13 protein-coding genes are annotated in these 13,165 nt (G+C 71.2%); 10 read left to right on the top strand and 3 right to left on the bottom strand.

Translation table 11 applies throughout. The features are described 5' to 3' along the window. The first annotated feature begins 115 nt into the window (after positions 1-115). Positions 116-1,195, top strand: coding sequence for an NAD-dependent epimerase/dehydratase family protein (locus OG598_RS06015; protein ID WP_328653427.1), 1,080 nt, complete (start codon positions 116-118; stop codon positions 1,193-1,195). On the opposite strand, the gene OG598_RS06010 is transcribed toward OG598_RS06015, so the two are convergent. Next, complete coding sequence (locus OG598_RS06010) at positions 1,167-2,531, bottom strand: hypothetical protein (RefSeq protein WP_328653426.1); 1,365 nt, start codon at positions 2,529-2,531, stop codon at positions 1,167-1,169. The genes OG598_RS06015 and OG598_RS06010 overlap by 29 nt on opposite strands. A 147-nt stretch (positions 2,532-2,678) precedes the next feature. On the opposite strand from OG598_RS06010, the gene OG598_RS06005 reads away from it, so the two are divergent. From OG598_RS06005 to OG598_RS05965, 9 genes are all read left to right on the top strand, one after another. Then, entirely contained in the window at positions 2,679-3,356 is a 678-nt protein-coding gene (locus OG598_RS06005; protein WP_328653425.1) for a glycosyltransferase family 2 protein, read from the top strand. Then, positions 3,353-4,033 (top strand): TIGR04282 family arsenosugar biosynthesis glycosyltransferase, encoded by a 681-nt coding sequence (locus tag OG598_RS06000; RefSeq protein ID WP_328653424.1) that lies wholly within the window; start codon positions 3,353-3,355, stop codon positions 4,031-4,033. Before OG598_RS06005 ends, OG598_RS06000 begins: the two co-directional genes overlap by 4 nt. Further along, positions 4,030-4,743, top strand: coding sequence for a class I SAM-dependent methyltransferase (locus tag OG598_RS05995; RefSeq protein ID WP_328653423.1), 714 nt, complete (start codon positions 4,030-4,032; stop codon positions 4,741-4,743). Before OG598_RS06000 ends, OG598_RS05995 begins: the two co-directional genes overlap by 4 nt. After that, positions 4,740-5,906, top strand: coding sequence for a molybdopterin-dependent oxidoreductase (locus OG598_RS05990; protein ID WP_328653422.1), 1,167 nt, complete (start codon positions 4,740-4,742; stop codon positions 5,904-5,906). Before OG598_RS05995 ends, OG598_RS05990 begins: the two co-directional genes overlap by 4 nt. Continuing rightward, positions 5,903-6,328 carry a hypothetical protein gene (locus OG598_RS05985; protein ID WP_328653421.1) on the top strand — a complete coding sequence of 142 codons (426 nt, stop codon included), beginning with the start codon at positions 5,903-5,905 and terminating at the stop codon, positions 6,326-6,328. Before OG598_RS05990 ends, OG598_RS05985 begins: the two co-directional genes overlap by 4 nt. A gap of 44 nt (positions 6,329-6,372) precedes the next feature. Then, positions 6,373-7,212 carry an S-methyl-5'-thioadenosine phosphorylase gene (locus OG598_RS05980; protein WP_328653420.1) on the top strand — a complete coding sequence of 280 codons (840 nt, stop codon included), beginning with the start codon at positions 6,373-6,375 and terminating at the stop codon, positions 7,210-7,212. 66 nt (positions 7,213-7,278) lie between these two features. After that, on the top strand, positions 7,279-7,863 hold the full coding sequence (locus OG598_RS05975; RefSeq protein ID WP_442931458.1) for a DM13 domain-containing protein: 585 nt from the start codon (positions 7,279-7,281) through the stop codon (positions 7,861-7,863). A 372-nt stretch (positions 7,864-8,235) separates the two neighbouring features. Continuing rightward, positions 8,236-9,591, top strand: a complete 1,356-nt coding sequence (locus OG598_RS05970) for a ricin-type beta-trefoil lectin domain protein (protein ID WP_328653419.1) — start codon at positions 8,236-8,238, stop codon at positions 9,589-9,591. A gap of 119 nt (positions 9,592-9,710) precedes the next feature. Beyond that, positions 9,711-10,997: a ricin-type beta-trefoil lectin domain protein gene (locus OG598_RS05965; RefSeq protein ID WP_328655281.1), complete on the top strand. Its 1,287-nt coding sequence runs from the start codon at positions 9,711-9,713 to the stop codon at positions 10,995-10,997. A gap of 71 nt (positions 10,998-11,068) precedes the next feature. Here the strand turns inward: OG598_RS05965 and OG598_RS05960 are convergent, their stop codons facing one another. Then, positions 11,069-11,455, bottom strand: a complete 387-nt coding sequence (locus OG598_RS05960; RefSeq protein WP_328653418.1) for an AtzH-like domain-containing protein — start codon at positions 11,453-11,455, stop codon at positions 11,069-11,071. Positions 11,456-11,536: 81 nt separating this feature from the next. After that, positions 11,537-13,165 (bottom strand): regulator, encoded by a 1,629-nt coding sequence (locus tag OG598_RS05955; protein ID WP_328653417.1) that lies wholly within the window; start codon positions 13,163-13,165, stop codon positions 11,537-11,539.

The raw sequence follows: 13,165 nt of genomic DNA, 5'->3' as shown, positions 1-13,165 counted from the left end.
ATCGGCCCAGCGTAGCCAGGCGTCAGACTCCGCCCGCACCAGCAAACCTTGCGAGGTTCTTACGGCTGCGCGCGAAAGCCCGAGCGGGCGTACGCGAGGTCATACGGTGACCGGAATGCGGATCCTTGTCACCGGTGCGGCCGGGTTCATCGGCTCACACGTCGCCGACCTGCTCACCGACGACGGGCACGAGGTGGTGGCAGTGGACGCCCTCCTGCCCGAGGCGCACGCCGCGACGGCGCCGCCCTGGACCGAGCGGCACGACCTGGTGGTCGGCGACGTACGCGACGGCGAACTGCTGACCCGGCTACTGACCGGGGTCGACGCGGTCTGCCACCAGGCGGCCATGGTCGGCCATGGCATCGACCCGGCCGACGCCCCCCGGTACGCCGCGCACAACGACCTCGGCACTGCCACTCTCCTGGCGGCGATGCACGCCACCGGGGTACGCCGACTGGTGCTGGCCAGCTCGATGGTGGTCTACGGCGAGGGCCGCTATCACTGCCCCACCCACGGGATCGTCCGGCCTGCCAACCGCCGGGTCGCCGACCTGGCCGAGGGCCGGTACGAGCCGACCTGCCCTCGCTGCGACCAGGCGCTCTCCCCTGGTCTCGTGCCCGAGGACGCGCCGCTGGAGCCGCACAGCACGTACGCCGCCACGAAGTTGGCCCAGGAACACCTAGCCGGCGCCTGGGCCCGGCAGACCGGCGGATCTGTCTGGGCCCTGCGCTATCACAACGTCTACGGTCCGCGAATGCCCCGCGACACCCCGTATTCGGGTGTCGCGTCGATCTTCCGGTCGGCCCTGGCCGCCGGACGAGCGCCCCGGGTTCTGGAGGACGGCCGGCAACGGCGCGACTTCGTGCACGTCACCGACGTGGCCAGGGCCAACCTGCTGGCCCTCACGACGCCGGCACCGGATCCCCTGACCCCGATCAACGTCTGCTCGGGCGAACCACACACCGTCGGCGAGTTGGCCCACGAGTTGGCGTCGGCGATGGGCGGGCCACCGCCGGTCACGGTCGGGGGCGGACGGGCGGCGGACGTACGGCACGTGGTGGCCGATCCGGCACGCGCCGCCCGGGTGCTCGGTTTCACCGCCCGGGTCGGCTTCGCCGCCGGCATCGCCGACTTCACCACCGCGGTGATGCGGGATCCGGCATCGGTCACGACACCGTCCACAGTAGGTGGTTGACGGCGAGAGCCGTGGCGGCCTGGGCGGCCAACCACCACCGTCGGTGACCGTGGGGCAGGTGCGCGGTGGCGACCAGCAGCCAGACGGCGAACGGTAGCCAGATCCGCTCGACCTCGGCCTTGCTGAGCCCGGACAGGTCCGCCGCGAGCACCGCCGCCGTGGCCGCGATGGGCAGCAGCACAGTGGGTCCGGCGCTGGCGATCCACTGCCGGAGGGCCGTCGCGAGCGGTGGGTGCGGTGCTCGGATCGACACGGCGGCCACCGCCCGCCGCAGCGCCGGCCCGACCGCCGGGCCGGCCGAGAGCAGCAGGGCGGCGAGATTCGCCCAGACCCAGTAACCGTACGGACGTTCCGCCGCCCAGCCCTGGTAGTAACGACGGGACACCAGGTGGTAGCCGTCCAGCCACCAGAAGCCGGCGAGGGTGAACACGGCGACGACGGCCACGACCGCCGTCGCCGCGACCAGGAGCACGCCGAGGCGGTCCCGCGCCCGGAGCAACACCACGACCAACGCGAGCAACCCGACCAGGACGAACCCGTACGACAGGTAGAGCGCGAAGCCGAGGAGCAACCCGCCCAGTGCGGCCGCTGGTCGGCCACCCACCGCCAGCAGCGCCAACCCGGCCGCGACCACCGCGGCGAAGATCCCGTCCGCGGACGCGCCCACCCAGACCGCCCCCGGGAGGAGCACCAGGAACGGCCACACCGCCCGGGCCGCGTCCTCGGCGCCGAGTGCCCGCAACGTCACCGGAACCGACACCGACACCGTGGCGCCGAGCAGCACGCAGGCGAGCCCGGCGGCGGTCCCGCCGCCCAGGCCGATCCGCTCCAGCCAGACGAAGAACAGCAACGCTCCCGGTGGGTGAGCGGCAGCATGCGTGGACCACGAATCGGGCTGGAAGTCGAGAATCCGGTCGGCGAAGCCGGACAGCATGATGCCGACGTCCGTCACCCGGGGCACCTCGTGCAGGTACTCGGCCTGCACGGTGAGCCGCTCGGTCAAGCCTGCGGACCAGCCGTCCACCAGGGCCAGCGACAGCGTCCAGAGCAGCGAGGCGAGATAGCCGACCGCCAGCAGCCGCGGCCACGGCGTTTGGGTTCCCCAGCGCACCCCCCGCCAGACGAACAGCGCCGCGACGAGAAGCGCGGCAGGGGTGCCGGACCCCAGATGGGGCTGCCAACTCGCGTAGAGCGGCGCCGCATCGGCGTGCAGCCGTACGCCCTGATGGTTGAGCAGGGCGCCGACGGCGACGGCGACGGCGAGCACTGCCACCTCGGCGCCGAGGACGATCAGGTCGGCGGACCGGGTTCGCCCCGGCCGGGTCATCATGGTCATGGTGACGGCCGACGATACGGCCTCCCACCAGGCATTCGGCGGCCTGACGGCGAGACGTCAGCGAGTCGTAAGATCCGTTGCCGTGTAAGCGATTCGTAAGGAGCAACCGCGGTCCGGACGGCCGGTGGCGGGCCTAGCGTCGCCGGTATGCACACAACGATCGACGTGGTGTTGCCGTGTCTGGACGAGGCGGCCGCACTGCCTGCCGTACTGGGCGGGCTACCGCCCGGCTACCGCGCCATCGTGGTCGACAACGGCTCCACCGACGGTTCGCCGGTCGTCGCGGCCGACCACGGAGCCCGGGTCGTCCACGAGCCGCGACGCGGGTACGGCGCGGCAGTGCACGCCGGCCTGCTGGCGGCGGAGACGGATCTGGTCTGCGTGCTGGACGCGGACGGCTCGTTCGACCCCGCCGAGTTGCCCAGGCTCGCCTCGGCGGTGCTCGACGGGCGGGCCGACCTCGCCGTCGGGCGCCGTCGGCCGGTCTCGGCGGATGCCTGGCCGTGGCATGCCCGCGCCGGGAACGCGGTGGTCGCGGCCCTGCTGCGGCGTCGCGGCGTGCCGGTGTACGACATCAGCCCGATCCGGGTGGCCCGCCGGGCGGCGCTGCTGGGCCTCGGGGTCGACGACCGCGCGTTCGGCTACCCCCTGGAGTTGCTGCTGCGCGCGGCCGGAGCGGGCTGGCGGATCCTCGAACTGGACGTCGCGTACGCGCCCCGGGCCGCCGGGACCGTCTCGAAGGTGTCCGGGTCGGTCCGGGGCACGCTGCGGGCGACCCGGGACTTCGCCGGAGTGCTGCGCGCCGACGCCGGTGGTGGCCGGTGAACGTCCTGCTCCTGGTCGCGAAGGCGCCGGTCCCCGGGCAGGCCAAGACGCGCCTCTGCCCGCCCGCCGGTCCCACCCAGGCGGCCCGGATCGCGGCGGCGTCGCTGTTGGACACCCTCGCGGCGGTGCGCGCCACCGCCTCGACCACTCCCGTGTTGGCCCACACCGGCCGGTTCGCCGATGCCGAGTACGGCGCGGAGTTGACCGCCGCGTTGGCGGGTTGGCACCTGCTTCCGCAGCGCGGCGACACGTTCGCCGACCGCCTCGCGAACGCCCACGCCGACACTGCTGCGGCGTTTCCCGGCTGGCCGGTGCTGCAGATCGGCATGGACACCCCGCAGATCCGCCCGGCAGTGCTCACCACCGCGCTGGACCGGCTCGCCGAACACGAGGCGGTGTTCGGGCCGGCGCTGGACGGCGGCTGGTGGGCACTCGGGTTACGCGATCCGAGTCACGCGAGCGCGTTACGCGACGTACCCATGTCGACAGACGACACCGGGCGCCGCACCCTCGCCGCGCTGCACGGGCACGGCGTACGACCGGCGATCCTGCCCGCGCTGCGGGATGTCGACGACTGGTCGACGGCGCTGGCCGTCGCGGCCGACCTGCCCGGCACCCGGTTCGCGGACGCCGTCGCGTCGGTGGGCGGCCATCTGCTGAGCGGACACCCCCGGTGAACCCGACGATCAGCCTCGACGGTTTCGACGTGGTGCTGGGCAGACTCGGCGGTTGGTCCGCCGACCATGACGCCGGCGGTACGCCGGTCGACCCGAGGCCGGCGACCCCACCCGACCATTGGCTGGTGCACACCGACGGGCGGCGTGACCTGTTGCCGGTACGGCTCTGGCACGGGCCGCCCGAACCGGCAATCGAGTCCGTCGCCGCACGCTGCACCGGGCCCACTATCGACCTCGGCTGCGGCCCCGGCCGGCTGACCAGAGCGCTCGCCCAACGCGGCCTCGTCGCACTGGGTGTGGACATCTCCGCCGAGGCGGTACGTCTGACCCAGGGCCGGGGGGTGATCGCCCTGCGACGCGATGTCTTCGAGCCCCTTCCCGGCGAGGGGAGGTGGGCGCACGCCCTGCTCATCGACGGCAACATCGGCATCGGTGGCGACCCGGTCCGCCTGCTGCGCCGGTGCGGCGCCCTGATCGCGGCCGACGGAACGCTGCTGGTCGAGGTGGAGCCGCCGGGAGCCGGGTTGTGGCAGGGACAGGCGTACGTCCAGTCCGGATCGTCCGGCGGTCGGGAACTGCGCGGGCCGACGTTTCGCTGGGCGCGGGTCGGGGCGGAGGCGGTGGCCCGTGCCGCCACCGCTGCCGGACTGCGGGTCGTCGACAGTTTCCGGTTGGGTCCACGCTGGTTCGCCGAGTTGGCACGCTCATGATCCGCCGGCCACGCGTCCCCGCCCCCGAGGACTTCACCGCGCCCTCGCACTCACCGCTGGTCACCGCCCGGCTCGGCCTCTGGCTCGCTGTGGCGTTCGGGCTGTGCTTCGGCACCGGGCTGCTCAGTCACTACATCCAGCACCCGCCGGGCTGGTTCACCTGGCCGACCCGACCGGTCAACCTGTACCGGGTCACCCAGGGCGTTCACGTGCTTTCCGGCGTCGCGGCGATCCCGTTGCTGCTGGCCAAGCTGTGGAGCGTCTACCCCCGGCTGTTCGTCCGTCCGCCAGTGCGTCAGCCGATCCGATTGTCGGCACACGCCCTGGAACGGGTCTCCGTCCTGGTACTGGTCTGCGCCGCGTTCTTCGAACTGGTCACGGGCCTGTTCAACGTCGCCCAGTCGTACCCGTGGGGGTTCTTCTTTCCGACGGCGCACTACGCGGTCGCCTGGCTGGTGGTTGGGGCGATGCTGCTGCACGTCGCGGTGAAGCTCCCGGTCGCCCGCACGGCGCTGAGCACGCCACTGCGACGCAGGAGAGCGGTGCCGGCCGCGGCACCGGGGGCTGACGATCGGAACTCGTCCGAGCGACGTGCGTTCCTGCGTACCTCGGCGGGCGTCGCCGGCATCGCCGTGCTGGCCACCGCCGGGGTCACCGTGCCGTGGCTACGTCGGGTGTCGCCGCTGGCGTGGCGTTCCGCGTCCGGGCCGCAGGGCGTACCGATCAACCGTACGGCCGCTGCCGCGCGCGTCGCCGTGCCCCCGGACTGGCGACTGGAGATCGTCTGGCCGGGCGGGCGGGACAGCCTGTCCCTGGCCGACCTGGCGGCCCTGCCGCAACGGACGGCAGAACTGCCGATCGCCTGCGTCGAGGGCTGGAGCGCCTCGGCCCACTGGACCGGCGTGCCCGTCGTCCAGTTGCTCCGGCGGGCCGGCGCACCGACCGGCCGAGCGGTTCGGGTCACCTCACTGGAAGCCGACGGCCTGTACGCGGCCAGCACACTCCCTGCGGCCCATGCCCGCGACCCGCTGACCCTGCTGGCCCTGCGGATCAATGGCGAGCAACTGTCTCCCGACCACGGTTACCCCTGCCGACTCATCGCGCCGAGCCGGCCGGGCGTTCTCCAGACCAAGTGGGTGGCCCGGCTGGAGGTGTTGGGGTGAGAACCGTCCGGCTGCTCCTGTTCGTGGTCGGCGCCGCAGCCACCGCGTACGGCGGTTGGTTGCTCCTCCCCCAGTTCGACACCGCCCTGCCGTGGCTGATCGGCGGCCCGGTGCTGCACGACGTCCTGGTGGCACCGCTGGTCGGACTGGTCGGGTTGGCGCTGGGTCGACTGGTGAAGAACCGGTTACGCCTGGCCTGGATCGCCGCAGGTCTGCTGGCCAGCGCCACGTTGCTGCTGATCGCGGTGCCCCTGCTGTGGCGACCACCCTCGGCGCCTCCGAACCCGGGCCTACCGGACCGCGACTACCCGCTGGGGCTCGCTGTCGGGCTGGCTGTCCTGTGGGCCGCGATCGTGGTCGTCCTGGTCGTCGCCGCCGTTGTCGACCGACGCGTCGCGCACCGACGGGCAGACCGTCGCTGAGTCGGCCCCCACCCGTTTTCACCGTTCGCCCAGGAGGGGTACACATGTCAGCAGGAGACACCAGCACGACCGATCGCCCGCCGATCGCCGTGATCGGTGGATCGGGGTTCTACGAGTTCCTCGACGACGTCGCCGAGGTCACCGTCGACACACCGTACGGACCGCCGAGCGACGCGCTGTCCGTCGGGAGTGTCGCCGGGCGGCCGGTGGTGTTCCTGCCCCGGCACGGACGCCAGCACACCCTCCCCCCACACCGCATCAACTACCGGGCCAACCTGTGGGCGCTGCGCGCACTCGGCGTCCGCCAGGTGCTCGCACCGGGCGCCGTGGGTGGCCTGCGACCGGATCTGGGACCGGGGACGCTCGTCGTACCGGACCAGCTGGTCGACCGGACCAGCGGCCGGGAGCAGACCTACTACGACGGACAGCCGCGCGCGGACGGGAAACCCTCCCACGTCGTTCACGTTCCCTTCGCCGACCCCTACTGTCCGGTCGGACGGGCCACTGTCCTCGACGCCGCCCGATCCGCCGGTTGGCAGCCGGTCGACGGCGGGACGATGGTCGTCATCGAAGGACCCCGATTCTCCACCCGTGCCGAATCGCGCTGGTACGGCCGGGAGGGCTGGTCCGTCGTCGGCATGACCGGCCATCCGGAAGCGGTGTTGGCCCGCGAACTGGCGCTGTGTTACACAGCGCTGTCCCTGGTGACCGACCTCGACTCGGGCATCGAGGTCGGTCAGGGCGTGACCCAGCAGGAGGTGTTCACTGTCTTCGCCCGGAACATCGATCGCCTGCGCCTCCTGCTCGGCGACGCCGTGAAGACGTTGCCGGAGGACCAGGGAACCTGCCCGTGCGGCCAGGCGCTGGCAGATACCGAGCGGTGAGCGTCGTAAGAGTTCCGAAAGGGTTCGCGAACAGTTCGACGGCGGCTGCGGCCGTACGCTGCGGGGGTGAGAAAACGGATGTTCCGGTCGCCGGTGGTCCGAGCCGGTCTCGCAGCCGCCGTCGTCGCGGCGATGCTGGGCCTCTACTGGTTCCAGCCGTGGAAGCTGTTCACCGACACCTATGTCGACGAAGCGATTCCCCGCGCGGGGACGACATCGGCCGCGCCGATCCCGGCGTCCGTGGCCCCGGAGTCCTCGACGCCGGCCCCCGCGACCTCGGCAGCCACTCCAGCGGCGAACGAGATCCTGACGACCGGTGAGTTCGTCACCCACGAGCACCGGACGACCGGCAGCGCCGAGATCCACCGGCTCGCTGACGGGCGCCACCAGCTCGTCATCCGAGACTTGAACACGTCGAACGGTCCGGACCTGCGGGTGTGGCTGACCGACCAACCGGTCATCCGGGGCACGGCCGGCTGGCGGGTGTTCGACGACGGCGAATGGGTCGAACTGGCGAAGCTCAAGGGCAACAAGGGCAACCAGGTGTACGAGCTACCGGCGTCGGTGGACCCGGCCGACTTCCGCAGCGTCTCCATCTGGTGCAAGCGGTTCGCGGTCTCCTTCGGCGCGGCAGATCTCACGAGCGCCTGACCGAGCCACCCGGGTCGCAACCTGCCGGACACGGCATTGACATATTTCACTGTGAGATCTAGCGTCGGAGCGAATCGATTCGACGCCGAGCCAGGTGTTTCGGCACCGTCGGGCGAACGGTCGCGTGGTGTTCGGGCGCACGGTGTGGCCACAGTCGATTCGACGACCGACTGGTCCTGCGTGGGCGGCGAGACCAGTGGCGGAAACCTGCGTCGATGAGCCGGCCGGGGGCCGCCCGGCACATCGCGTCCTCTGGGGTTCGTCCGCGGCGAACGTGGTCGATGGGGTGACCCGCAGCGGCGCGTCGTGGCGGCGTGCGGGTTGCCGTAGACCCCTTTCAACCAGTTCGTGCCGAGTGGCGGGAGCCCCTTCATGACAAGACGTAGACCCATCCTTGGACTGCTCGCGACGGCGGCGGCCGTCATCGTGACAGTGAGCGCGGGGGCACTGGCCGGTGGTTCGAGCACCACCGCGTCGGCCGCGAACATCGGAGCGGCAGCGGCGACCGCCGGGTGCGGCAAGGCGCCCACGTTGACCAGCGGCCAACGGTCCATCCAGAGCAGCGGCCAGAACCGTAGTTTCATCCTGAGGATTCCTGACAACTACGACAGGAACCATCCCTACCGGTTGATCTTCGGGTTCCACTGGAACGGCGGCACCGCAAACGACGTCGACGGCGGTGGGTCCGACGGGGCGGCCTGGTCCTACTACGGGCTGCGGCAGCAGGCCAACAACAGCACCATTTTCGTCGCCCCCCAGGGCAACGGCAACGGTTGGGCCAACCCCGGCGGCCAGGACGTCACCTTCGTCGACGACATGATCAGGGTGATCGAGGCAGACCTCTGCGTCGAGACCACGCAACGCTTCGCGCTCGGCTTCAGCTACGGCGGCGGCATGAGCTACTCGCTGGCCTGTTCCCGGCCAAGCGTCTTCCGCGCTGTCGCTGTCTACTCCGGCGGGCAGCTCAGCGGGTGCGGCGGCGGCACCCAGCCGGTCGCGTACATGGGGATCCATGGCATCGGCGACGCGGTGCTCAACGTCTCCGCCGGACGGTCCCTGCGCGACACGTTCGTGCGCAACAACGGGTGCACCGCACAGAGCCCACCCGAACCGAGGGCGGGCAGCCTGACCCACATCACCACCACCTACTCCGGCTGCCGGTCAGGCTATCCGGTGGTCTGGGCCGCCTTCGACGGCGGGCACACCCCCGGCCCGGTGGACGGCGGCGGGGACAGCGGCGCCAGGACCTGGACCAAGGGCGAGGTGTGGAGGTTCTTCACCCAGTTCGGTGGCAGCACCGACCCGACGACACCGCCACCGACCACCACCCCGCCACCGAGCGGCACGTCGCCCCTGCGCAGCACGTCCTCCGGACGGTGCCTCGACGTCAACGGCGCCTCGCAGACCAACGGCGCGGCGGCGATCATCTGGGACTGTCACGGCCAGAGCAACCAGAGCTGGACCTCGACCGCCGCCCAGGAGCTGCGCGTCTTCGGCGGCAAGTGCCTCGACGTCAACGGCGCCGGCACCGCGAACGGCAGCTCGGTGATCATTTGGGACTGCAACGGCCAGTCCAACCAGAAGTGGCGGCTCAACACCGACGGCTCGATCACCGGAGTTGGTTCGGGCCGGTGCCTGGACATGGTCGGCAACGGCACTGCCAACGGCACGCGCGTCCAGATCTCGGACTGCACCGGCGCGGCCAACCAACGCTGGAGCCGGAGCTGAGCCCGGCGAGGTTCCCGGGACGGGGACCGGCCCAACGGATGTTCCACCACCCACAAGGAGGCTCAACCGTGCCACTTCGCAAACTCTCCGCCCCCTGGCTGGGGGCAGCCATGGCGGTGATGGTTCTGATCGCCGTCGGAACGTACGTCCTCACGACCGTCGCGCCGGCGGCGGCGGCCACCACTGCCGGCTGCGGCAAGGCGCCCGGACTGAACAGCGGCACCCACACCATCCAGAGCAGCGGGAAGAGCCGCAGCTTCATCCTTCGGCTGCCGGACAACTACAACAACACCTACGCCCACCGGCTGGCCTTCGGGTTCCACTGGTTAGGAGGCACCGCCAGCCAGGTCGCGGGCGGCGGCTCCGACGGAGCCGCGTGGGCCTACTACGGCATGCAGTCGCAGGCGAACAACACCACCATCTTCGTCGCCCCGCAGGGCCTCAACAACGGCTGGGGCAACTCCAACGGTGAGGACGTCACCTTCACCGACGACATGATCCGCGTGATCGACAACGCTCTCTGCGTCGACACCACCCAACGTTTCTCGGTCGGGTTCAGCTACGGCGGCGCGATGAGCTACTCGTTGGCGTGTTCCCGGCCGACGGTGTTCCGTGCGGTCGCGGCAATCGCGGCCCCGGGGGCGATCAGCGGATGCAGCGGCGGCACCCAGCCCGTGGCGTACCTGGGGATCCACGGCATCAACGACAACATCCCCAGCGGACGGTCGCTTCGCGACAGGTTCGTCCGCAACAACGGATGCGCCGCACAGAGCCCGCCCGAGCCGAGGGCCGGCAGCCTGACCCACATCACCACCGCGTACTCCTGCCAGCCCGGATACCCGGTGCTCTGGGCCGCGTTCGACGGCGGCCATCAGCAGGGCCCGGTGGACGGGTGCGCCGGCTGTGAGAGCGGCGCGCGAAGCTGGGTCAAGCAGGAGGTGTGGCGCTTCTTCACCCAGTTCGGGTCGGACGTGCCGCCCACCACTCCCCCGCCGACCACCCCGCCGCCAGGGCAGCAGAACGTCCTGATCGTTGGGAGCCCGTCCGGCCGGTGCATCGACATCCCCAACTCCAGCACCGCCAACGGCGCCCGCCCGCAACTGTGGGACTGCCACGGTGGCACCAACCAGCGCTGGACCCACACCGCCAACCGCACCCTGACCGTCTACGGCAACAAGTGCCTGGACGCCAGCGGCGCGGGCAGCAGCAACGGCACCGCGGTCCTCATCTGGGACTGCAACGGCCAAGCCAACCAACAGTGGAACCTGAACTCCAACGGCACCATCACCAGCGCCCAATCGGGGCTGTGCCTCGACGCCGTCGCATCCGGCACGGCCAACGGGACGCAACTTCACCTCTGGGCCTGCCACGGCGGCGCCAACCAGCAGTGGGCCAGGCGCGCCTAGTACCGCACCAGGCAACGCCCGCCATGTCGGAGACGCGCCGCCCGGGTCCTTTCCCGGGCGGCGCGTTGCCGTCAGGCGGTGGGCGCGGCGGATACCGAGACGTGCGCGGTGACGATCCGCCAGCCGACAGGCAGTCGTACCCAGGTCTGGGTCTGCCGCCCGGTGGCGGCGGTGCCGGCGTACCCGAATCGGGTTGTCACGACCGCCAGGTCCGGGCCGAACGCGGTGACGATCGGGTCGACCAGCCGGCGACCGGCCGGCAGTGGCGGCTGCGCGGCGCGCCACTTGCGCTGCTCGTCAAGCCCGTACTGATGGTCGGCGAGGCCGAACCGCACCGTCCGCTCGGAATCCCGGAAGTACCCGCAGATCAGGTCCGCGTCGCCGTCGGCCAGCGCCCGCTCGTAGCCGGCGAAGGCCGCCGCCACCTCGGCGACCACGTCCGTCCGGTCGATCTCCATGCGGTACGTCCCTTCGTCCGTTCGGTCAGGAAACTCGCGGGCCCGGTCGAGAGCCGTGACGCCCCCGACCGGGCCGACCGGTCAGCCGCTCAGCGCCGATGTCCGCTGCTCATCGGCCGACCGACCGGTGACAGGGTCCGCTAGGCCGGGCTTCCGGTCCGGATCGACCTCCTCCGGGTCGGGTTCGCGGGGCGTGGGGCGGCCCAGAGCGAACACCACACAGATCACCGCGACGAACAGGTAGCCGAGTGCGACCTGACCATTGGCGTTCCACTCGATCCGCTCGCCGTGGATCAGCCCGATGAACGACAGCAGCCCGCCGGAGCCGGCGAAGATCGCGGCTCGCGCGAACCGCTTGTCGATGATGAAGACCACCACCGCCCCGAGCACCAGGCCGGCGAGGATCGCACCCTGACCCAGCACCAGCAGCCCGTCGTAGATCACGCCGGCGCCGTTGAGCGCATCGTCGCCGACCGCCGCGGCGGTGGTACCGGCCGCCGCCAGGGTGTTGTCGATCTGCCCGGTGGCCCAGGCCGCGATGTTCGGGATCAGCGCAGCGACCACGGCCGCGGCGTGCGCCCTGGGGGTCGCCTGGAACGCCTGCGCCCCGATCAGCAGTCCGATGTAGAGCAGAATCGGCACGATCGCGGCCGTCGGGAAGATCGCGCCGAGCAGTCCGAACATGCCGAGGAAGCAGAGCAGCGCGATCACCACACCGGTCGCCATCGAATAGCCGCTGCGTCCACCGGCGGCCTTCCAACCAGGGTGCCCGACGTAGACGGCCGGTGGGAACGGCGAGCCGAGCGCGGCCCCGATCACCGCGCCCGCACCGTCGGCGAGCAGCACGCTGCGCAGGTTGTAGTTGTCCCCGGCGGTGGCCGCGCTCTCCACGTTCGTCATGCCCTCGGTGAAGTTGTAGACCCCGAGCGGAATCGCCGTCGCCAGTAGGGGCGCCATGTCGGCCAGCCCGGTGAAGAGCAGATCCAGCTTGAACGAGGGGACGGCGATCGCGATGTCCCGGGCCGCGGCTGTCACGTCCGGCACCGACATCGCCCCACCGGCCCAGCCGATCGCGGTGCCGAGCAGCAGCGCGGCGAGCCCGATCGGGAAGTTGAACGGCAACTTCACGTCGGTCAACAGACCGATCAGCAGCAACGCGAAGACCGGTAGCGCGACCCAGGCCATCCGCCACATCTGCCCGGCCGGGTTCATCGAGATGAACGTGATGGAGATTCCGGCGAGGGTGCCGAGCAGCGCGGCCCGGGGCGCGTACCGGCGGATGTACGGCCCGACGAACGCGCCGATCAACACGATCACGCCGATGATGAAAGCCCACGCCAGACCGGCTTCCCAGGCCCGTACGGGATCCTGGGTGCGCAGGTAGATGGGGAGCATGATGACGAAGATGACGATGAACATGTGCGGCACGCTCGGCCCGTACGGCAGGGCCGTCACGTCGGTGCGGTTCTCCCGTCGGGCCAGCCGGCGGGCCAGGTAGGTGTAGTAGATGTTTCCGGCGACCAGGGCGATGCCGAGCGCCGGCAGGATGGTGCCGAACACCTCCCCCTCGGGAAGGTTCACCACGGCGAGGCAGAGCCCGGTCAGGGTGAGCACGTTGACCAGGACGTTGACGCCGAAACCGAAGAACGCGTTGGTGTCGCCGCGGACCCAGTACGGGAGCGGGACGACTGTGGGTTTGGTCGAGGTCAT

Source organism: Micromonospora sp. NBC_00330 (assembly GCF_036136635.1).
GTDB lineage: Bacteria > Actinomycetota > Actinomycetes > Mycobacteriales > Micromonosporaceae > Micromonospora > Micromonospora salmantinae.
The sequence above is the reverse complement of the archived record's forward strand: the minus strand, read 5'-3'. Positions and strand labels throughout refer to the sequence as shown.

Coding starts and splice junctions, on each gene's coding strand:
- OG598_RS05980 (WP_328653420.1), top strand. CDS start 6,373: ATGTCAGCAGGAGACACCAGCACGACCGATCGCCCGCCGATCGCCGTG.
- OG598_RS05965 (WP_328655281.1), top strand. CDS start 9,711: ATGGTTCTGATCGCCGTCGGAACGTACGTCCTCACGACCGTCGCGCCG.
- OG598_RS06005 (WP_328653425.1), top strand. CDS start 2,679: ATGCACACAACGATCGACGTGGTGTTGCCGTGTCTGGACGAGGCGGCC.
- OG598_RS05955 (WP_328653417.1), bottom strand. CDS start 13,165: ATGACCTCGACCAAACCCACAGTCGTCCCGCTCCCGTACTGGGTCCGC.
- OG598_RS05970 (WP_328653419.1), top strand. CDS start 8,236: ATGACAAGACGTAGACCCATCCTTGGACTGCTCGCGACGGCGGCGGCC.
- OG598_RS05960 (WP_328653418.1), bottom strand. CDS start 11,455: ATGGAGATCGACCGGACGGACGTGGTCGCCGAGGTGGCGGCGGCCTTC.
- OG598_RS06015 (WP_328653427.1), top strand. CDS start 116: ATGCGGATCCTTGTCACCGGTGCGGCCGGGTTCATCGGCTCACACGTC.
- OG598_RS06010 (WP_328653426.1), bottom strand. CDS start 2,531: ATGACCATGATGACCCGGCCGGGGCGAACCCGGTCCGCCGACCTGATC.
- OG598_RS05990 (WP_328653422.1), top strand. CDS start 4,740: ATGATCCGCCGGCCACGCGTCCCCGCCCCCGAGGACTTCACCGCGCCC.